We start from the raw sequence: 21,593 nt of genomic DNA, 5'->3' as shown, positions 1-21,593 counted from the left end.
CCACAATTGGTTCGATGGGCGCCATGACAGGACCGGGCCCCTGGTGGTCGCGCGCGGTGTTCTACCAGGTCTATCCCCGGTCGTTCCGCGACAGCAACGGCGACGGCGTCGGCGACCTCGACGGCGTCACCGCCGGTCTGGACTACCTGGCCGACCTCGGGGTCGACGCGCTGTGGCTGAACCCCGTCACCGTGTCGCCGATGGCGGATCACGGATACGACGTGGCCGACCCACGCGACATCGACCCGCTGTTCGGCAGCCTCGAGGCGATGGACCGGCTGATCGCCGCCGCCCACGAGCGCGGTATCCGCATCACGATGGACCTGGTGCCCAACCACACCAGCTCCGCGCACCCGTGGTTCGGTACGGCGCTGGCCGCGGGTCCGGGCAGCCAGCAGCGGGCGCGCTACCACTTCCGCGACGGCACCGGCCCGGACGGTCTGCACCCGCCCAACAACTGGATCTCGATCTTCGGAGGGCCGGCATGGACCCGGATCGTCGAACCCGACGGCACGCCGGGCCAGTGGTATCTGCACCTGTTCGACCCGGAGCAGCCCGACCTGAACTGGGAGAATCCGGAGGTCTTCGAGGATCTGGAGAAGACGCTGCGGTTCTGGCTGGACCGCGGCGTCGACGGCTTCCGCATCGACGTGGCACACGGCATGAGCAAACCGCCCGACCTGCCCGACATGCAGATCGCCGAGAACAGACTGCTCGCCGACATGGACAGCGATCCGCGTTTCAACCACGAAGGCGTCCACGAGATCCACCGCAACATCCGCGCGGTGCTCGACGACTATCCCGACGCGGTCGCCGTCGGCGAGGTCTGGGTGTACGACAACGCTGCTTTCGCCGCCTACCTGCGGCCCGACGAACTGCACCTGGGGTTCAACTTCCGGCTGGTGCGCGCGGAGTTCGACGCCGACGAGATCCGCGATGCGATCGAGAACTCGCTCGCCGCCGTCGCGCTGCAGAACGCGACGCCGACCTGGACGCTGTCCAACCACGACGTCGAACGGGAAGTCACCCGGTACGGCGGCGGGCCGCTCGGGCTGGCCCGCGCCCGCGCGATGGCGTTGGTGATGCTGGCGCTGCCCGGTGTGGTGTTCGTCTACAACGGCGAGGAGCTGGGGCTGCCGAACGTCGACCTGCCCGACGAGGTGCTCCAGGATCCGGTCTGGGAACGATCGCTCTACACCGAGCGCGGCCGCGACGGCTGCCGGGTGCCGATGCCGTGGAGCGGTGACGCTCCACCGTTCGGGTTCTCGACGACGGCGGACACGTGGCTGCCGATGCCCGCGGACTGGTCGTCGCTGACCGTCGAGCACGAGCTGGCCGATCCCGACTCCACGCTGAACTTCTTCCGGCGGGCGCTGGCGCTGCGCCGGGAACGCACCGCGGTGGCCGTGGGCCCGGTGACCGGACTCTCCGCCGAGGGCGGTGTGCTGACGGTGCACACCGGGGGCGGGCTGACATGTGTGCTCAACGCCGGCGAGCGGCCGGTGGACCTGCCCGCCGGTGAGGTGCTGATCACCAGCGCCGCCCTGCAGGAACATTCCCCGTCGCTCCGCTCGCCCCGGCCCGGCCGGCTTCCGGTCGACGCGGCCGCCTGGGTGGTCTAACGCAACACGACGGCCGGGTCGCCGCGGCGGCGCAGCACCGAACCGAACCGGGCGTCGATCCGCAGCCACGTGGCGGTGACGCGGATCCGCACGATGTCGTCGGAGGTCAGCGCCGCACTGCTCTGCGGCAGGAAACCCATTGCGGTGAGCGCGAATACACACCGCATCGGGACCCCGACGCGGTCGTCGCCCGCGCTGACCGCGACGACCTCCTGGTCGAGCAGCGACGACGGGGGGCCGTGGGCGCCGCTGTGCTCGCGTACCAGGGCGCCGCCCCGCGACGCCAGATCGAGCATCACCCGGGCCGGCACGTCGTCGAGGTGGGTGAACCCGGCATCCGGCGGCACCGCACCCCGCCAGGCCGAGTCCATGGGGAAGCCGGTGTCGACGAAGCCCGACCCGTCCATCGCGGCCAGACCGGCGGCGAGCGCGTCCGCGCCCGCGCAGAGGTCCCTGGGGCGCACCCGGCCGTGCACCACCCGGCTGGCCAGGACGTCGAAACCCGTTGCCACGAACGCGACGACGTCGCCGCCGGCGCGCTCGCGCAACCGCACCACCGCCGCGTCGTCGAGACGCAGGGCCCGTTCGGCGAACACGGCCAGGTCGTCGCGGTTACCGGAGTCGGCCAGCCAGAGCCCGCGTTCGGGGCCGGTCATCGCAGGTAGCGCTGCAGGTAATCGCGCTGTTCGGCCGTCAGTCGTTCCAGCCGTTGCTCGTCGATGTGCACGGCGGCCAGCTGGGTCTCGGCGATGACCGACGGTTTGGCGTCCGCCGGCGCACCGACGGAGCGCACCTCGTAACCGATGGTGAAGTCCACCGCGCGTACGCGTTTGGACCACATCGTCACCTGCAACGGCGAATCGACCAGGCGCAGCTGACCCTTGTAGGCGATCTTGACCTCCGCGATCAGCAGGCCGATCTCGGTGATCCGCGACTCGAAAGGCTCACGCAAGAACGGGATTCGGGCCTCTTCGAGGATGGTGACCATCGTGGCGTGGTTGATGTGCTGGTACATGTCGATGTCGGACCACCGCACATGCACCGGCGCCACAAAACCTACTGTCACCCGGAAGACCCCGTTCCACTTGTTCGTGTCATGCTGCGAATCTGGCGTGCCGCCACCGACAGTGTGGCCAGGTCACGTTCGTCGTCCTCGTAGATCTCGGTGAGCGTGCGCCGCGCCCGCTCCACCCGCGACCCGTTGGTCATCTCCCACTCGGCGATCTTCTCCTCGCCACTCTCGTCGGGTTCGCCGACCGCCAGTACGTCGAAGCACAGCGACCGCAGCGATCCGTAGATGTCGTCGCGAACGGCCAAGCGGGCCAACGAATGCCAGCGGTCACCGCGCGGCAGCTGGGACACCGCGGTCAGCAGGCTGTCGGTGTTGAGGTGGTCCATCAGCGCGAAGTAGGTGTCGGCGACCTCGGCGGGATCCCGGTCGTCGATGTCGGCGATGTCGATGATGTCGAGCAGGCTGAACTGGTAGAGGCCCGTGGCCACCGCATACGCCAGCTCCTTCGACGCGCCGTGCGAACAGAACTCGCCGGCCTCCTTGGCGACGATGGCCTCGTCGTCACCGCGCAGCCACTCCTCCATCCGCGGGGTCAGCGCCGCGACCTTCTCGGCGAAGCGGTTGATCTCGGCGCCCACGGCCAGTGGCTGCGGCCGGTAGTTCAGCAGCCATCGCGCCGCCCGGTCGATGAGCCGGCGCAGGTCCAGGGTCATCCGGTCGCTGACCGAGACCGGCAGGTCCGCGGCGCGGATCTGCCGCCACACGTCGCCGACCCGGAAGATCGCGTTGACCGCGACGAAGCTGCGGACTGCGTCGACGGGGCCCACCCCGGCGTCCTCGGTGATCCGGTAGGCGTAGGTGATCCCGCTGGTGTCGACGACGTCGTTGACGAGCATGGTGGTGACGATCTCCCGGCGCAGCTGGTGCGAGCGGGTGTCGGCGGCGAACCGGTCGCGCAGGGTGGACGGGAAATAGCGCGGCAGCCGTGCGGCGAACGCCTCCTGGTCGGGCAGTTCACTTCCGAGCAGGTCGGCCTTGAGCGCCAGTTTCACGTGGGCCATCAGCGTCGCGAGTTCCGGTGAGGTGAGTCCCATTCCGGCGTCGATGCGGCGACGGATCTCCTTGGGCATCGGCAGCGCCTCGAGCTCGCGGTTCATCCCCCGCTGTTTGACGAAGTCGTCGATCATGCGGGCGTGCACCGGCAGCAGGCTCGCCGCGTTGGCACGGCTGGTGCCCATCAGGTCGTTCTGGTCGCGGTTGTCCGACAGCACCAGTTCGCCGACCTCGTCGGTCATCGACAGCAGCAGGTCGGTGCGGTCACTGAGCTCCACGCGCCCCGCCGTCACCAGCGAGTCGATGAGGATCTTGATGTTGACCTCATGGTCCGAGCAGTCCACCCCGGCGGAGTTGTCCAGCGCGTCGGTGTTGATGCGGCCACCGGACAGGTCGAATTCGATGCGCCCGCGCGAGGTGACACCGAGGTTGCCGCCCTCCCCGATCACCTTGGCGCGCACCTGATTCGCGTTCACCCGGACCGGGTCGTTGGCGCGGTCGCCGACGTCGGCGTCGGATTCGGCCTCGGACTTGACATAGGTGCCGATGCCGCCGTTCCACAGCAGATCCACCGGCGCCTCGAGGATCGCCCGGATCAGGGCGGGCGGTGTCATCTCCTCGGCGCTGTCGTCGAGACCGAGCGCCGCACGCACCTGGGGGCTCACCGGAATCGATTTGTGCTCGCGGCTGTAGACCCCGCCCCCCTCGCTGATCAGCGACCGGTCGTAGTTCTCCCACGACGACCGGGGCAGCTCGAACAACCGCTTGCGCTCCCGGAACGACGTCGCCGCATCGGGGTCGGGGTCGAGGAAGATGTGCCGGTGGTCGAATGCGGCGACGAGCCGGATGTGCTCGGACAGCAGCATCCCGTTGCCGAAGACGTCACCGCTCATGTCGCCGATGCCGACGACGGTGAAGTCCTCGCGCTGGGTGTCCACGCCCATCTCGCGGAAGTGGCGTTTGACCGACTCCCACGCGCCCTTGGCGGTGATGCCCATCGCCTTGTGGTCGTAGCCGACCGAACCGCCGGAGGCGAACGCGTCACCCAGCCAGAAGCCGTAGTTGCCCGCAACCTCGTTGGCGATGTCGGAGAAGGTCGCGGTGCCCTTGTCGGCTGCCACCACCAGGTACGCGTCGTCTCCGTCCCTGCGGACCACCTCAGGGGGCGAGACGACCTCACCGCTGACCTTGTCGACGTTGTCGGTGATGTCGAGCAGTCCGCTGATGAACAGCTTGTAGCAGTCGACGCCTTCGGCGCGCTGCGCGTCACGGTCGGCGGCGGCGTCCCCGGTCGGCACGGGCGGCTGTTTGACGACGAATCCGCCCTTGGCGCCGACCGGCACGATGACGGCGTTCTTCACCGCCTGCGCCTTGACCAGGCCGAGAATCTCGGTGCGGAAATCCTCCCGCCGATCCGACCAGCGCAGGCCGCCGCGGGCGACGTGACCGAACCGCAGGTGCACACCCTCGACCCGGGGTGAGTACACGAAGATCTCGAATTTCGGCCTGGGCAGCGGGAGTTCGTCGATCAGGCCCGGGTCGAGCTTGATCGACAGCACGTCGCGCGCCCGGGCCGACTCCGCCCGTGTCACGAAGTGGTTGGTGCGCAACGTGGCCTGGATCATCGAGGCGAACGCGCGCAGCACCCGGTCGGTGTCGAGGCTCATCAGCGCGTCGATGTCGGCGGCGACGGCCGCGGCCGCGCGCTGGGCGTCGCGCTCCTTGGCGCCCTCGGTGGGGTCGAACAGCGCCTCGAACAGGTCGACCAGTGAGCGGGCGGTGTGCGGGTTGTCGTTGACCACCGATTCGATGTGGGACTGGCTGTACGGAAATCCGGCCTGCCGCAGGTACTTCGCGTAGGCGCGCAGCACCATCACCTGCGGCCAGGTCAACCCGGCCCGCAGCACCAGTTCGTTGAACCGGTCGATCTCCATGCGGCCGTTCCAGATCGCGGTGACCGCCTCGGCGAACCGGGCGGCGGTCGCATCGCGTTCGGACTCGTCGCCCGAGGTCTTCGGCATGGTGTGGTGGGGCCGGATCTTGAACTGGTAGATCCACACCGCGAGCCCGTCGGCCCGGGTGACGGTGAACGGCCGCTCCTCGAGCACCACGACACCCATGGACTGCAGCATCGGCAGCAGGTGGCTCAGCGACGCCGACCGGCCACCGAGGTACCAGGTGAGCTTGCCGACGCGGTCCTCACCGCCCTCGGCGAACACCAGCTTGACCGAATTGTCTTCCAGCGACTCGATGATCGCGATGTCGCCGATCGCCTCGTCCGGCGCGACCGCCTGCTTGTAGTCCTCGGGGAAAGCGTCGGCGTAGTGCTCTGCGACCTCCTGGTCGAGGTCGCCGGACGCCACCGCGCCGAGCAGGCGGTCACCCCAGGTGCGGGCGGCCTCGGTGAGCTGGCGCTGGATGCGCTCCTCGTTCTCCGCGGACACGTCGACGTCGCCCGGACGCGAACCCTCCGGCAGGCGAACCGTGAAATGCACCACGGCCCAGGGGGATTCGCTCACACGGGCGGAGTAGTCGATGCTTACGCCGCCGAGTTCGCGGACCAGGATGTCCTGCATCTCGAGGCGGACGGCGGTGGTGTAGCGGTCGCGCGGCAGGTACACCAGGCAGGCCACGAAGTGCGCGAGGCTGTCGGCGCGCAGGAACAGCAGCGCGCGCCGCCGTGAGCCGAGGTCGATGACCGCCATCGCCATCGCGAGCAGTTCGTCGGCCTGCAGCGCGAACAGTTCCGGGCGCGGGATGGTCTGGATGATGTCCAGCAGCAGCTGCGCGGGGTGGCTGGGATCGCGCTGGGCGATGGCCAGCGCCTCGTTGACCCGCCGTGAGATCAACGGGATGGTCAGTACGTTGGCGTTCATCGCGGCGACGGTGAACAGTCCGACGAAGCGGTGCTCGACCGCGTCGTAGCCGTCTCCGCCGGCGCCCTGTTCGCGGATCACGACGATGTACGGGTTCGCGCCGTATCGCACGTAGCTGGGGATCGTGGCCTGCGCCAGCGCCAGCAGTTCGCCCTGGCGGGTCAGCGGCGGCAGGACGTCCTCCCGCAGGCGCAGCACGCCGAGCCGGCTGTCGGATTCCACCGACGACACGTCCCCGTTGACCGGGCACCGCTGGCATCCGACCAGCACGAAGTGGCCGTCGGCGAGCCACCGCGCCAGGGCGGCGACGTCCTTGCGCTCCGAGGCGGTGAAGTGGCCCTCGGTGTCGGCTTCGACGTCGTTGGCCAGAGACTGCAGCCGGGCCACCATGGCGCTGCCGTCCACAGCCACCTGGCGGGCGTCGGCGAGGATGCGCGGCAGCCTCCGGGTGGCCGCCTCGACCGCTGACCGGTCTGCGGTGTCGGCGAGCTCGATGTGGATCCAGGCCTCGTCGAGACCGTCGTCGCCGTCGGTTTCCGCTTCCGCGGCGGGCCGCGCGTCGAGCAGGTCACCGGACGCGTCGCGCCGGACCCGTAGCACCGGGTTCATGATCGCCCGGTAGGCGACGCCGAGCCGGTGCAGAAGCACCGTCACCGAATCGATGAGCATCGGCGCGTGGTCGGTCACCACCTGCAGGGCGGGCCCGACGCCGTCCCGTTCGTCGGCGCCGTAGGTGGCGACGAGCGTCTCTCCGGGCTGCCTGTGCTGGGCGAGCCGGTGGTGGGCCCGTACCAGGTCCGAGGATTCCAGCATGTCGGCGGGGTCCGTGGGACCGGTGGTCGCACTGTCCGCGTCCGATTCACCCTGCTGCGGACCGCGATACGTCTCGACGTAGGCCTTGGCCAACTGGTCGAGCGTGTCCGTCGAAGGGTCGCCCGTAGCGCCGGCGCCGGTTCCCGTCATGCGGATCACTCCTGACTCACGCACCGCCCCTCATTGGACGGTGCACGAGCGACATTAGTCCCGAGTCAACCGGCGGTGGGTGACCCGGTGCGGGCGGGCCGCTTCTGCACCGAGTCGTTGCACTTTGTTCTCCTCGTAGGCACCGAAGTTGCCCTCGAACCAGAACCATTTCGCCTCGTTGTCGGTGTCGCCCTCCCACGCCAGGATGTGCGTGCAGGTGCGGTCGAGGAACCAGCGGTCGTGGGAGATCACCACGGCGCAGCCCGGGAAGCTCTCCAACGCGTTCTCCAGTGAGCTGAGCGTTTCCACGTCGAGGTCGTTGGTCGGCTCGTCGAGCAGGATCAGGTTGCCGCCCTCTTTGAGCGTCAGCGCGAGGTTGAGTCGGTTGCGCTCACCACCGGACAGCACGCCCGCCGGCTTCTGCTGATCCGGGCCCTTGAACCCGAACGCCGAAACGTAGGCGCGCGACGGGATCTCGTTCTGGCCGACCTCGATGTAGTCCAGTCCGTCGGAGACGACCTCCCACACGTTCTTCTTCGGATCGATGCCCGCGCGGTTCTGGTCGACGTAGCTGAGCTTGACCGTTTCGCCGACCTTCACGGTGCCGCTGTCGGGCTGTTCGAGACCGACGATGGTCTTGAACAGGGTCGTCTTACCGACGCCGTTGGGGCCGATCACGCCCACGATGCCGTTGCGGGGCAGCGTGAACGACAGGTCCTTGATCAGCGTCCGCCCCTCGAAGCCCTTGTCGAGGTGTTCGACCTCCACGACGACGTTGCCCAGGCGTGGCGGCGTCGGGATCTGGATCTCCTCGAAGTCGAGCTTGCGCGACTTCTCGGCCTCCGCGGCCATCTCCTCGTAGCGCCCGAGGCGGGCCTTGTTCTTGGCCTGGCGGGCCTTGGCGCCCGAGCGCACCCAGGCCAGTTCCTCCTGCAGCCGCTTGTGCAGCTTGGCGTCCTTGCGGCCCTGCACCGCGATGCGCTCGGCCTTCTTCTCCAGATAGGTGGAGTAGTTGCCCTCGTACGGGTAGGCCCGGCCGCGGTCGAGCTCGAGGATCCACTCGGCGACGTTGTCGAGGAAGTACCGGTCGTGGGTAACGGCCAGGATGGCGCCCTTGTAGGCGGCCAGATGCTGTTCGAGCCACAGCACGCTCTCGGCGTCGAGGTGGTTGGTCGGCTCGTCGAGCAGCAGCAGGTCGGGCTTGCTGAGCAGCAGCTTGCACAGCGCGACGCGGCGGCGCTCACCACCGGAGAGGTGGGTGACGGGCTCGTCGGGCGGCGGGCAGCGCAGGGCGTCCATCGCCTGTTCGAGTTGGCTGTCGATGTCCCAGGCGTCGGCGGCGTCGAGCTCTTCCTGCAGCCGGCCCATCTCCTCCATCAGCTCGTCGGTGTAGTCGGTGGCCATCAGCTCGGCGACCTCGTTGTACCGGTTGAGCTTGCCCTTGATGGGCACACCCTCTTCGACGTTCTCGCGGACCGTCTTCGACTCGTCCAGGTGCGGTTCCTGCTGCAGGATGCCGACGCTGGCCCCGGGCGCCAGGAAGGCGTCACCGTTGTTCGGGGTGTCCAGGCCGGCCATGATCCGCAAGACGCTCGACTTACCGGCGCCGTTGGGGCCGACGACGCCGATCTTCGCGCCCGGAAGGAAGTTCAGGTTGACGTCGTCAAGGATGACCTTGTCGCCGTGCGCCTTGCGGACCTTGCGCATCGTGTAGATGAATTCGGCCATTGCCGTGGTGTTGCCTTTCTCAAAGCGTGCTGGTGTTGCCGCGGGCCCCATCCTAGGCGTGGCCTCATGCGGCTAAGCGGTCAGTGGCAGCGCCTCGGGGATCTGGTCTGCATCGTCGGTGATGACGCCGTCCGCCGGGCGGTCGGCTTCGAGTGCCGGCTGCTCGGCCTGCTGCCGCCGGTCGAGACGTGCGTTGCACCGCGCCAGGTCGGGTCCGACAGCGGTGGCGCGTACCTCGACCGACGACCTCCGGTTGCCGTCGCGGTCGTCGTACTCGCTGGTGTGGATGTGCCCGACGACGATGACGGGATCGCCCTTGACGAGGGCTGCGCTCGTGCCGGCCACCACCCTGCCCCAGCAGTTCACCGTCACGAACAACGAATTGCCCGGCTCCCATGTTCCGTCGCTGGTACGGCGCCGCGAATTGCTCGCCACCCGGAACCTCACCATCTCCTGCTCCCCCACCCGGCGGTGGACGGGGTCGGTGACGATGGTGCCGACGACGGTGAACGGTGTCTCGAACATGGTGTTTCCTCTCGCTCTTCTCGGATGCGGCACATCTCGACGTCGCCGCTGAGAACCATTCACCGTGAAGCCACCGACGGGCCGCGGTCCGCGGCGCTGCTGCAGGGGTGGGCTGTGGATCAACCGGGCGCTGGGGACAACCGGTCAGCGGCCCTCGCGGCGGGACAGTTCCGCCAGCATCGCGTTGTAGGCGGCCAGGTCCGCGTCGTGGTCGCGTTCGGCGGCCCGGTCGAGCCGCTTGGCGTCGCGCTGATCGCTGCGCCGCCACTGGATGAGCAGTGCGAGCAGCACCAGCACCAGCGGGATCTCCCCCGCCGCCCAGGCGATACTGCCGCCGAGCTTCTGATCACCCAGCAGGTCGTTGTGCCAGCTCAGCTGCAACGACCGGTAGAACCCCTCGGCGATCACCGTCTGCATCCCCATCAGCACCACACCGAAGAACGCGTGCAGCGGCAGCGAGGCGAAGACGATCGCGAGTTTGGCGAGCTGCGGGATGCGCCGCGGCGTCGGATCGACACCGATCACCACCCAGTAGAAGAGGTAACCGCTGAGCAGGAAGTGGATGTTCATCAGGACGTGTGCGGCGTGGTCATCCGCCCCGGCCTCGAAGATGCCGCCGAAGTACAGCCCGTAGAACCCCGCGACGAACAAGACGAGCGCGACGATCGGATGGGTGAGGAAGCGCGACACCCGCGAGTGCAGCGCGCCCAGCAGCCACTCCCGCGGTCCCGGCGGCTGGCCCTTGCCCGCCACGGGCAGCGCACGCAGCGCCATCGTCACCGGTGCGCCCAGGACCAGCAGGATCGGCACCAGCATCGACAGCAGCATGTGCGCGACCATGTGCACGCTGAACATCGCCGGCATGTAGCGGCCCAGGCCCGACGAGGTGGTGATCAGCAGCGTCGCGCACCCGAGCAGCCACGCCACCGTGCGACCGGTGGGCCACATGTCGCCGCGCTTGCGCAGCCGCCACAGCCCGGCGAGGTAGACCAGCGCCAAGACGATCGCGGCGGTGCCGAGGATGAGGTCGAACCGCCAGTCGAACAGGATCCGGCCCGCGGTCGGCGGCCCGGCGAGGTCGTAGCCGATCTCGACCTCCACCGGGGTGGGTTGACTGCCCGGCGCCGGCGGCGGGGTGCGGCCGAGTCCGACCGCGATACCGAACGTCAGCCCGAACAGGACGGCTTCGGCCAGCGCCAGCCGCACCAGCGGGCCGCGCCGGTCGGGGTCGGCCGTGAGGCCGGCGACGCCCTTGCGGCGCTGCAGGTAGCCGAGCACCCCGAGCAGCGACAGCGCGACCGCCTTGGCCAGAACCAGGGCGCCGTACTCGGTGCGGAACAGATCGGCGGGCGACATCCGCACCATCGCGTTGATCACGCCGCTGAACGCCATCGCGACGAAGCACCACAGCGCCAGCGCGGAGAACCGGCGGGCCGCGACCGCGCCGTGCTCGCCGCCGCGCAGCGCGTGCACCAGCAGGGCCAGCAGCCCGCCGGCCCACAGCGATCCCGCGATCAGGTGGATGATCAGGCTGTTGGTGGCCAGGTCGTGTGCGCCGCCGGACGACGAATGTCCGGTGAGGGCCAGCGGCATCAGCGTGAGCAGCGAGCCGGCGAACAACAGCGGGGTCCACGCCCAGCGCAGCACCGGCAGGCCGGCCAGCGTCACGACAGCGGCGAGCAGCGCCGTCCACCGCCATGCCCCGGCTACGTCGACCAGGCCGGCGACCGACCAGATCTCGACCGGGTTGAGGTGGTCGCGCAGCGGCTGCCCGGACACATCGGACACGGTCAGCGGCACGAGCAGCACCGCGCACACCGTCCACACCGCCGAGGCCGCGGTGCCCAGCCGCAGCGCGCGGTATCCGGCGACGTCCAGCACACCGCTGGGTTGCGGCGGCACGAGGAATGCGGCGAACAGGAATGCCCCGACGGCGGTCACCGCGGCGATCTCGCCCGCGGCGCGCATGAACGGCAGCCCGTAGGTGGTGACGGGGCCGGGATTGGGCAGCCCGGTCGCGGTCAACGCGTCGGCGAGTGACAAGGCCCCGATGCCGGCGGCGGTGGCACCCGCCAGCACCGCCACCCCCACGAGGAGCGGCCAGGCCGCGCTGCTGCGCGTCTTCACCGCGACCGTGTTCATGTTTCCAGGGTATGGCGTGTGCGCCGTCACCCTGGTGGACGGTTCATCCCGCCTTGGCGCGCTTGCGTTCGGCCTCCCGCGCGGCGAACTGTGCGCGCGCGTACTGATCGACCTTGTCCATGTCGGCCAGGATGTCGCCCAGCTCCTCGCAGAACGCCCTGCGGCGGGCCTCCAGGTCGGGCCCGGGATCGAACAACTGCTGATCCGCGGCGACCTGGCGAGCGGTCGCGAACAGCAGGGCCGACACTGATTCGTTGCTGCGCACCCGGTCCTGCGCCACGTACTGACGTCCCAGCCCCATCGCGCGGTTCGTCAGCTCTTTCTCGTCGATGTCGGCGGGCGCGTCGCGCAGGGCGCTGGCGAGGATTTCGTACGCCTCGAAGAACGGTCGCAGCATTGCGCCCGCCATCAGCGGCCGTTTGGCGCGCAGCAGCGTCAGAATCTGCTCACCGCCGGCGGAGACCTGCGATTCCCAGTCCGCGATCCACGACATCTCTTCGGCGAGGTGCTCACGGAACGCCACCGAGTCGGCGAAGTAGAAGTCGAACTTCAGCAGGTCGCGCAGCCGGGCCGCCTGCGCCCAGAACGCCTCCAGCGGGTCGCCCTCGGCGCGAGCGGCGTACGCGAGCGCCAGTTCCACGATCGACGTCTCGAGGAAGGCGTGGATGAGCGTGTTGCGGTAGAACGCGGCCTCGTGTTCGTCCTCGGCGGCGATGTACCAGACCGGCTCACGCCCGCTGTCCACCTTCGTGACCGGGTGACCGTGGGACAGCGCGTCGACCGCCGAGAGCACCCCTTCGGCGGTGCGTAACCGCAGCGCGCTGTTGGTCAGCGGCATCTGCTTGCGCATCAGGTAGTCGAGCCCGTCCTGCAGGGTGTGGTGCAGCTGGTCGAGGGTGAGCGCGACACCGCGGGTGGTCAGCAGCAGCGCGGACACCAGCGCGGTCGCGTTGATCGGCGTGACCTGAAGGATGCGCCAGGCCACCTCGAACGCCATCTTCTGCATCGCCAGCCGCTTGGCGGCCTCGTCGGTGGTGCACGGCCCGCCGGGCTCGCCGAGGTACTGGCGCATCGACACCGCCTCGGGGAAGCGGACGTAGATCTTGCCGTAGCTGCGTTCGCCCTGGGCCTTGATGTAGTTGTATAGCCAGCTCAGCCCTTCGGGCGTCTTCTCGCCGCCGCGGGCGTAGTCGGCGTATTCGGCGATCTCGTGGAGCTGATCGAAGCTGATCGACACCGGCTGCAGCAGGATGTCGTCGCTGCGGCCGGCCAGGTAGGCGTCGGCGACATAGGCCAGCAGGCCGAGTTTGGGGGGCAGCATCTTGCCGGTGCGTGACCGGGTGCCCTCGATCGACCAGCTGAGGTTGAACCGCTTCTCGACGACGTAGCCGACGAACTCCTTGAGCACGTACTTGTACAGCGGGTCGCCGGCGACGTTGCGGCGGATGAAGATGACGCCGGAACGGCGGAGCAGCGGGCCCATGAACCCGAACGACAGGTTGATCCCTGCGAACATGTGCACCGGGGGCAGCCGGTTCTCCTGCATCGCCGCGGGCACCACCGCCCCGTCGAGGTAGGACCGGTGCGAGAACAGCAGCACCGCGGGATGGTTCTCCAGATCCCGCCGCAGCCGGGCGATCTCGGACTGGTCGTAGTCGAAGTGGGGATCGAACCCGCGCCGGGTGATCAGCCGGCTGAGGTTCGGGATGAGGTCGACCGATACCCGGCTCCAGCCGGTGGCGAGTTCGTCGAGCATCTTGCCGGCCTCGTCGACCGTCGCCCCGGGAATCTGCTCGAGGCCGGCACGGAACTTGGTGGAGGCCAGGATCTCCGGCTTCACCAGCCGGGGCGACTTGTACTCCGGGCCCAACAGCCGGTATTCGACGCGCTCGATGGCGAGCACCGCGCGGCGGATCACGAAATGCGCGAAGTCACGCGGATTCTCGGCCACGGTGTGGTCGTGCCACTGCTGCCGCAGTTCGGAGACCTTTGCGGGTTCACCGGCGATGACGCGGGCACGGGTCCGGTCGCGTTTGAGGATGCGGCGCTGCAGCGCCTGGGGCGGGCGGTAGGTGTCGCGGCCCGAGATCAGCGCCACCACCTTCGACCGGGTGGGCAGGCCGGCGGGCACCCAGAACACGCGGACGGGCACGACCGTGCGGTCCTCGTCGGCCTCGAGTTCTTCGACGAGTCGCGCCAGTACCGCCGGCGAGGGCTCACCGTCGACGGGCAACTGCAGCACCTCGACGTTGACGTCCGGGTTGTCGCGGCGTTGGGCGGCCAGCCACTCGTCGAGCAGTTCCACCTCGGCCGGCGACGATGCGGCGGCGAGTACCAGTGCGTCGTCGGTGGTGCTGAAGCTGGCGTAGTAGTCGTCGGGCAGCTTCACTGTCGTCCCTCCACCCCGGACCGCGACCTGCCGTTGGTCGATGACTTCGGTTGCGGCTCAGCCTTCTTCGTCACCTTCCTGGCCGTTTTCCTGGCGGCCGTCTTCTTGGCGGGCGCTTTCTTCGCGGCGGCCTTCTTGGCGGGCGCTTTCTTGCTCTGGGCCGCCTTGGCCGGCACCTCGTCCGCCACCTTCCTGGGCTCCACCGTCTCGCCCGGCGAGCGCTTGTACAGCGCGGGGATCGGGAGTTTGTCCTGCGGCCACGCCTTGAGGGTGTCGAGGTAGATCTGGCGGACCTCGGCGATACGGTCGGGCAGATCGTCGAGCGTCCAGTCCTCGGTGGGGATCGGCGGATAGACCGCGATGTCGACCGTGCCCGGGTTGAAGGTGCTCGAATCCCGCGCGGCGACGACCTCGGCGTTGCGGATGACGATGGGCACGATGGGAATCCCGGCCGACATGGCGATGCGGAACGGCCCCTTCTTGAACTCGCCGACCTCGTGGGTGTCCAAGCGGGTGCCCTCCGGTGCGATGAGGATCGAAATACCCTTGCGCGCAAGGTCTTCGACTTTACGGAGACCTTCGACCGCCGCTTCGGGATCGTCACGGTCGATGAACGCGGCGTCCATCACTTTCCCGATGGTGCCGATCAGCGGGTCCTTCTCGAGCTCCTTCTTGCCGACGGAGGTGAAGTCCTTCTCGATCAGCCTGCCGACGATCAGCGGGTCGGCCTGGTTGCGGTGGTTGAAGATGAACACCGCGGGCCGCTGCGCGGTGAGGTTCTCACGCCCGATCACGTTGAGGGTGATACCGGCCGTGGCCAGCAGCACCCTCGTCCAGTTCGAGGTGAAGAAGTTCACCCCGGTGCGCCGGTTCTGGGTGAGCAGGCCCACGCCGAATGCGCTGGCGGCCACCGGAAGTACCGAGCCGATCGCGGCGACCGTGCGCAACTGCGACAACGGATTGCTGCCGCTGCGGCTGGTGAATCTCAATACGGGCCAGCCGCGTTTGGCGGCGACGGCGGCGAGCTTGCCCGCGGGATTGGTGGGCCGGGGGTTGCCGACGAGGTACATCAGCGCCACGTCCTCGTCCCCGTCGGCGTAGAAATAGCTCTTCGACAGGTCGACGTTGTTGCGCGCCGCGAATGCCTGCACCGCGCGGGCCTTACCGGGCCCCCACAGGATGGGCCGGACCACCTCGCCGGTGATGCACCCGTTGTCGTCGGTCTCGAACTTGTTGCTCAGCACGTTGTCGATACCGAGGTACCGCGCGACCGGTTCGACCTGGACCGTCAGCGCCGACGAACTCAGGACGACGGTGTGCCCGCGCGCCATGTGCGCGCGGACCAGGGCGCGCATCTCGGGATAGATGCGGTCGCGGATGTGCTGGACGAAGAGGCGTTCGGCGAGTTCGTCGACATCGCTGAGCGAGCTGCCGCGCAGCATGCGCGCGCCCTTGCCGATGAGGTCCTCGAACTCCGACCGGCCGAGCTGGTGGTTGAGCCCGGCCTGCACCATGCCGATGAACTCACCCACACTCATCTGCCTGCGGCGCAACCGGTCCCGCGTCATGATGACGCCGGTGAACCCCGCCACCAGCGTGCCGTCGAGATCGAAGAACGCACCTACCTGTGGTCCTTCCGGCGCGGCGAGGATCTCCGCGACCGACCCGGGCAGACGCATGGCCCGTGACCCGCTCTGCTGACCGTCATCCGGACTCATTGTGGCGCACTCCCGTTCGGTGACGTCGTTTCAGTGGGCTCGGTGAACGACGCGGGCTTCGCCCGGCCGGGTCCGCCGATCGCGAGCACCTCGTCGAATCCCGCGAGCAGGCACTTGGCGAACAGCTCCGGGTCTCGGATCGAGGCGCGGTCGTAGCGGGCGGTGACCGTGCAGAAGCCGGAGCGGGACACCAGCACGACCATCATCGCCACCCCCGGTAGCGGCCCGATTCCGTACTGCCGCAGTATTTTCGCGCCCGCGATGTAGGTGTCACCGGCGTACACCGGAACGTTGCTGGCCTGCACGTCGGAGTTCACGACCTGCCCCGCCATGGCTTCCAGCACGGTGTCGGGCAGCAGGCTGGCGACCGGCGCGATGGCGCCGACCATGTCGAGCGCGCGCTCCTCCCGCTTGCGCGTCATCTGCGCCCGCACCTTGCTGATGCGCTCCCGCGGATCGACGACTCCGATGGGGGCGGCGAGGTTCACGCCGACGAAGCGATTCCCGCCCGCCGGGTCGGCGTCGGACCGCAGGCTGACCGGCACCGCCATCGGCAGTGTTGCGACCGGGACGCCGAACGCGTCGTGGTAGAGCCGCAATGCGCCGCACACACCCGCCAGGTAGGCGTCGTTGATCGATCCGCCCGCCGCCTTTGCCGCCTTGTGCAGGTCGCCGAGTTCCATGTCGATCGCTTCGCTGCGGGTGGACAGGCTGCGCCGGCGCAGCAACGGCGAGGGTTCGGCCACCGAGCCGACCACCCGCGCGCCGGAAAGGGCGTAGTCGACCACCCCGCTGACCGACGAGATCGGATCGCGCACAACTTTTCCCACCACGTTCGCCGCGCCGCCCAATGCGCCGCGGACACCGCCGAGCAGGGAGAACGGCAGCCGGTTGAGCCCTTGTCGCATCAGGTCGTTCGGCGATAGATCCTGCGGAATCGGCAGCGGCGGGACCTCGTCCGGCGGCGGATCGCGTTCCAGGTCGTAGACGCTGGCGAACATCTCGACGCCGCCGACGCCGTCGGTCACCGCGTGGCTGAAGTGCAGCATGGTGGCGGCGCGGCCACCCTCGAGGCCTTCGATCAGCGTGGCGGTCCACAGCGGGCGGGAGATGTCCAGCGGCGACTGCAGAGCGATCTCGGCGAGGTCGATCAACTGGCGCATGGTGCCGGGTTCCGGGATGCGGGCCCGGCGGACGTGGAAGTCGAGGTTGAAGTCCGGGTCGACGACCCAGCGGGGCGCGGCCGTAGGCAGGGTCGGCGTCACGACCTTCTGCCGCAGCCGCAGCACCTTGCGGGACGCATGCTCGAAGCGGGTGCGGAACCTGTCCCAGTCCGGCGTGGTGTCGAGGATCTCGAGCGTGAGGATCCCTGAACGGGTGCGCGGGTTGGCCTCACCCCGATGCAGGATCTGGTCGAACGGGCTCAGCTCCTCCGGCAACCCCGCGGCATCCAGTTCCGGCACGTCGCTCGTCGCCACGCGGTCTCCTCCCGTCGCCTGTACTGCTGAGACCACGCTAGTCCGCGGTGACGCGGCGCGAACAGCGTTTCCGGCGCGGCGCGGGGTCAGCCGCATCGAGCACTCCCCAGACCAGGGATGACACGTCACCCGGTCGGCAGCCGTTGGGCTACAGTGACTCCGCTTGCCTCCGTAGCTCAGCGGATAGAGCAGCCGCCTTCTAAGCGGTTGGTCGCAGGTTCGATCCCTGCCGGGGGCGCGTTATCGGGTGGCGCCGCTCGAGTCCTGCCGTCACGCCGCAGCGCCCTGCGTCGGACCGTCGTCGGCGCGGTGCTTGCCGACGTATCCGCCGTCGGTGTCGGTGTCGGCGTCAGTGTCAGCGTTGGTGTCGCTTTCCTGCTCGTCCGCCGGCCCGTCGTCCTGACCCTCTGCGTCGTCCTGCGGGTCCGCGGGCGGATCGGTCACGACGTCGTCCCCACCGTCGGGCTCGAGCAACTCGTCGTCTGCGGTGAGCGTCGTGAGCTTCCGGCCGGAGGACGAATCCTGCTCCTGCTCCTCGTCGGTGTCCCCGTCCAGCTCATCGAGGTCGTCGTCCTGGAGCGGCGCACGGGCTTTCGACTCCTGAGCGGCGATCGAGGCATCGGCATCGGCATCGTCGTCGGCGTCGCCCTGCTCGGCCGTGTCGAGGTCGAGGTCGAGGTCGCCCGGAGGTGTCACGGTCGGGCCGCCGACCCCGTACATGCCCGCCGAGGTGGTGTGGAGCGGACGGCCGAACCCACCCGCCTCGAGCCCGTCGTCGATGCCGACCGCAACCGCGGTGAGCAGGTTGACGAGGTCGGTGGCGGGATTGGCGAGCCGGATGAGGCTCGCGGCGCCCGGCGCACCGGGGTTGGTGCCGCGGTCGTAGCCCTGCTCGACGATCACCCGCAACGGCGCGTCGAGCGCCAGCAGGAGCGGTCGCGGCACACCGATCTGCTCGAGCGGCCGCAGTAGCGGCAGCAGGCCGGTACCGATCGTGTAGTAGACGGTGTCGCGGTACACGTGGGTGTCGGTCTCCGCCTCGTCGGCGAGCGCCTCCCCGGGGTCGATGTCGACCTCATAGTTGCCGTGAAGATAGGCGATGCCGAGCACTGCGTTGATCGTCGCCAGCACGTTGAGCGGATACTTGGGGAAATCCGCCCAGCCGTCGTACTGCCGGGTCAGGTCGTAGCTCGTGGGCGCGTCGCCCTCCTCCCATCCTTCGCTGACGGTCGGGGTCGGCCCGGACAGCGGGATGTCGAGGATCGGGATCGTGAAACCCTGGAACCGGGCGAGGATTCCGCCGTTGGGACGCCCCGGATTCGCGAGCAGGACGTAGACGATGTCACCTTCGTCGGTCCGCGCCTTGTACTGCCCGGCGACCACGGCACCCTGCGAGTAGCCGTAGACCAGGATCGTCCCGGCGGGGTCGGCGGCGCGTTGAGCGGCGACGCCGTCGCCCAGCCGGTTCACGCCCTGTTCGACCGACTGCCCGTACGTCAGGTCGTTGAAGCCGCCCTGCGAGAACGGGCGGAAGCCCCCGTTGTACTCGATCTGGTCGGTGTCGACCGACAGCGTCACCGTGTCGTCCGGGTTGTCCGCGTTGTACGTCTGGTCGATGACGCCGTTGGCGAACTGGACGAACGGAGCATCGAACTCCGTGTAGCCGCCGATCTTCGTGCCCCGCAGATACAAGCCCTGCGCCAGCAACTCGGTCGGCACCGGTAGGACCGGCAACGGCAGCGGACCGGCCGACGCGAATGTCAGAGCCATCGCCCCGAGCGGGACAGCAGCGGTCATGGCCAGCGATTTCCGTGTGATGCGCATAGCGGCCCTCCCCCGTCGCGGCCGCCCGACCCGTGCGTTCCGCATGCACTGTGCACCCGCTTGTTTGCGAGTGCAGCGAAATGGTAGCCCGTGCACCCGGCGGGTGGTGGTCGGTTGCGGGCCGGATTCCCGGCGCGCGTTCCGCGAGGACCTACCGGCCGCGCGCCACGATCACCGGCGCCCCGGCCGCCTGCACCACGGCGGCGCTGACCGAGCCCAGCAGCATGCCCGCGAATCCGCCGCGGCCGCGGCTGCCCACCACCAGGAGCTGCGCCGACTCCGAGCGCTCGAGCAGATGCTCGGCCGGCCGGTCGAACACCACCTCGCGATGCACGGTCACATCCGGATACCGCTCACCGAACCCGGCCAGACTGATCGCCAGCGTCTCTTCGGCCTGGGCGCGCACCCCCTCCCAGTTGACGTAGGGGTGCAGCGATTCGCTGCGGTCGCTCCAACTGTGCAGGGCGACGAGATCGACACCTCTCAACGATGCCTCGTCGAAGGCGATGCCCAGAGCCTGTTCCGACGCCCTCGAACCGTCCACCCCCACCACGACGGGAGCGTCGGGCCGGTCCAGCACCGTGTCGGCGCCGACGACAGCGACGGGGCATCGTGCGTGGTACAGAAGCCCGGTGCTCACTGATCCGAGCAGGAGCCGCTTCACCGCACCGTTTCCGCGGGTGCCGGCCACCACCATCTCGGCCTCCGTGGAGGCCTCGACGAGGGCGGGCACCGGTGCGGCGTGTACGAATTTCGTCGTGACGAGTGTCGCGCCGGCGTCCTTCACCAGTGCTTCGGCTTCGGCGAGCACGCCGCGCGCCTGCTCCTCGCGGCCCTGGAAGTACTCGAGCGGCAGCAGCGCGGCCGGAACGGCGGTCGCCCAGGCAGCAGTGACATCGGTGGACAGCACATGCACGAGCAGAAGCGGAATCCGATGCAGCACCGCCTCCCGAGCAGACCATCGCAGGGCAGCATCGGAGCTGGCGGACCCGTCGACCGCCACGACGATGCCGGGTCGGAGCGCACTGGACATGAGTAGCCTTTCCGGGCCCGTCGAGCACCCTGTGAGTCGCCACCGTTGACGTCTTGGATGTGTTCAGTATGGAGTGGCGACCATGCCCGGCGCAGGGGCTTTGGACCCCCACGATTTCCGCAGAAATCGGGAAGCGCCGACACACAAGGGACCTATGCCCCTTTCGCGACGGCACGGCAAGGCGGACACTGGCGCTCGCAGGGCTACGACCAGAGGGGACTGATCACCATGTCGAAGGGACAACAACTCGATGTCCTCAACCGCAGGCAGTGTCTCGATCTCCTGCAGGGGGTTCGGGTGGGCCGGCTGGTGTTCACCGAGGACGGTCTGCCCGCCGTGCAGCCGGTCAACTTCCGGATGCAGCGCGACGACGTCATCATCCGGGTGGCGGGCGGCGCGAAACTCACTGCCGCGCAACAGAATGACGTGGTGGCGTTCGAAGCCGACGAATTAGACGCCGATCTGCGCACCGGGTGGAGTGTGACCATCGTCGGAACGGCGCACCCGATCACCGACGTGGACGAACTGGTCGAGGTGTCCGGCACATTCCTCCAGCCATGGGTGGACGGCCGACGGGACCACTTCATCCGCATCGAAGCTCAGAAGATGACGGGTCGCCGCATCCGCGAAACCGCGCTTCCCGACTACCACGGGACGGGCGAATAACGCACCACCCGGCGGCTCGACCCGGGTGGGTGAGCGGACCCGCCACGGGACATGGACACTGTGACGATGCCGGAACCCGGAGCCGAATCGTTCGAGGCACTCGTGGCGCTGCTGGACTATCCGATGTTCGTCGTCACCACCCGAGCAGGCGACGAGATGTCGGGGTGTCTGGTGGGGTTCGGGAGCCAGACGAGTATCAACCCGCCGCGCTTCCTGATCGGCCTGTCCAAGCGCAACCGGACTTTTCGGGTGGCACAGAACGCGACGCATCTGGCGGTACACGTCGTCCCGCGCGAACGCATCGAGCTGGCGCAGCTGTTCGGTGGCGAAACAGGCGACCGGATCGACAAATTCGAGCGCTGCGCGTGGCACAGCGGACCCGAAGGTGTGCCCGTTCTCGACGACGCGGGCGCCTGGTTCGTCGGGAAGATCGAGCGCCGTTTCGAAGTCGGCGACCACGTCGGCCATCTGCTGGCGCCGATCGCCGGTCAGCCACCTGGGGATCTGACCGACTGGACGACCTTCGCCGACGTCCGCGATCTCACCCCCGGCCACGAGGCGTGA

Annotated in this window: 14 protein-coding genes and 1 tRNA gene; 4 read left to right on the top strand and 11 right to left on the bottom strand. The window is 68.9% G+C overall.

All coding sequences use genetic code 11. From position 1 onward, the window contains the following. Nucleotides 1-14: 14 nt before the first annotated feature. The gene (locus tag G6N30_RS03250; RefSeq protein ID WP_163687375.1) at nt 15-1,622 is read left to right on the top strand and encodes a glycoside hydrolase family 13 protein; all 1,608 of its coding nucleotides are present in this window, start codon (nt 15-17) and stop codon (nt 1,620-1,622) included. On the opposite strand, the gene G6N30_RS03245 is transcribed toward G6N30_RS03250, so the two are convergent. The 9 genes from G6N30_RS03245 to G6N30_RS03205 form a co-directional block, all read right to left on the bottom strand. Further along, entirely contained in the window at nt 1,619-2,278 is a 660-nt protein-coding gene (locus G6N30_RS03245; RefSeq protein ID WP_134059938.1) for a DUF8010 domain-containing protein, read from the bottom strand. The genes G6N30_RS03250 and G6N30_RS03245 overlap by 4 nt on opposite strands. Next, a complete protein-coding gene (locus G6N30_RS03240; RefSeq protein ID WP_163687373.1) occupies nt 2,275-2,688 on the bottom strand; it encodes an acyl-CoA thioesterase in 414 nt (137 codons plus the stop codon). The genes G6N30_RS03245 and G6N30_RS03240 overlap by 4 nt, the downstream gene beginning before the upstream one ends. Then, complete coding sequence (locus G6N30_RS03235) at nt 2,685-7,526, bottom strand: NAD-glutamate dehydrogenase (RefSeq protein WP_134059936.1); 4,842 nt, start codon at nt 7,524-7,526, stop codon at nt 2,685-2,687. The genes G6N30_RS03240 and G6N30_RS03235 overlap by 4 nt, the downstream gene beginning before the upstream one ends. A gap of 54 nt (nt 7,527-7,580) precedes the next feature. Further along, the gene (gene ettA, locus G6N30_RS03230) at nt 7,581-9,254 is read right to left on the bottom strand and encodes an energy-dependent translational throttle protein EttA (RefSeq protein WP_134059934.1); all 1,674 of its coding nucleotides are present in this window, start codon (nt 9,252-9,254) and stop codon (nt 7,581-7,583) included. Nucleotides 9,255-9,326: 72 nt separating this feature from the next. Then, nucleotides 9,327-9,779, bottom strand: a complete 453-nt coding sequence (locus G6N30_RS03225) for a single-stranded DNA-binding protein (protein WP_134059932.1) — start codon at nt 9,777-9,779, stop codon at nt 9,327-9,329. A gap of 144 nt (nt 9,780-9,923) precedes the next feature. Further along, entirely contained in the window at nt 9,924-11,921 is a 1,998-nt protein-coding gene (locus G6N30_RS03220) for a bifunctional copper resistance protein CopD/cytochrome c oxidase assembly protein (protein ID WP_134059930.1), read from the bottom strand. 43 nt (nt 11,922-11,964) lie between these two features. Then, complete coding sequence (locus G6N30_RS03215) at nt 11,965-14,310, bottom strand: glycerol-3-phosphate 1-O-acyltransferase (RefSeq protein ID WP_134059928.1); 2,346 nt, start codon at nt 14,308-14,310, stop codon at nt 11,965-11,967. Further along, on the bottom strand, nt 14,307-16,028 hold the full coding sequence (locus G6N30_RS03210; RefSeq protein ID WP_134059926.1) for an HAD-IB family hydrolase/lysophospholipid acyltransferase family protein: 1,722 nt from the start codon (nt 16,026-16,028) through the stop codon (nt 14,307-14,309). The genes G6N30_RS03215 and G6N30_RS03210 overlap by 4 nt, the downstream gene beginning before the upstream one ends. Continuing rightward, entirely contained in the window at nt 16,025-17,506 is a 1,482-nt protein-coding gene (locus G6N30_RS03205) for a wax ester/triacylglycerol synthase family O-acyltransferase (protein ID WP_163687370.1), read from the bottom strand. Before G6N30_RS03205 ends, G6N30_RS03210 begins: the two co-directional genes overlap by 4 nt. A gap of 165 nt (nt 17,507-17,671) precedes the next feature. Here G6N30_RS03205 and G6N30_RS03200 point away from each other — a divergent pair. Then, a tRNA-Arg gene (locus G6N30_RS03200) sits at nt 17,672-17,744 on the top strand. A gap of 32 nt (nt 17,745-17,776) precedes the next feature. On the opposite strand, the gene G6N30_RS03195 is transcribed toward G6N30_RS03200, so the two are convergent. Continuing rightward, complete coding sequence (locus G6N30_RS03195) at nt 17,777-19,330, bottom strand: PE-PPE domain-containing protein (protein WP_163687368.1); 1,554 nt, start codon at nt 19,328-19,330, stop codon at nt 17,777-17,779. Between the two features lie 151 nt (nt 19,331-19,481). Next, nucleotides 19,482-20,363, bottom strand: a complete 882-nt coding sequence (locus G6N30_RS03190; RefSeq protein ID WP_134059920.1) for a universal stress protein — start codon at nt 20,361-20,363, stop codon at nt 19,482-19,484. A 228-nt stretch (nt 20,364-20,591) separates the two neighbouring features. On the opposite strand from G6N30_RS03190, the gene G6N30_RS03185 reads away from it, so the two are divergent. Beyond that, a complete protein-coding gene (locus tag G6N30_RS03185) occupies nt 20,592-21,029 on the top strand; it encodes a pyridoxamine 5'-phosphate oxidase family protein (protein ID WP_134059918.1) in 438 nt (145 codons plus the stop codon). Between the two features lie 66 nt (nt 21,030-21,095). Further along, nucleotides 21,096-21,593, top strand: a complete 498-nt coding sequence (locus G6N30_RS03180; RefSeq protein WP_134059916.1) for a flavin reductase family protein — start codon at nt 21,096-21,098, stop codon at nt 21,591-21,593.

The sequence above is a fragment of the Mycolicibacterium litorale genome (genome assembly GCF_010731695.1).
Taxonomy (GTDB): Bacteria; Actinomycetota; Actinomycetes; order Mycobacteriales; family Mycobacteriaceae; genus Mycobacterium; species Mycobacterium litorale.
The sequence above is the reverse complement of the archived record's forward strand: the minus strand, read 5'-3'. Positions and strand labels throughout refer to the sequence as shown.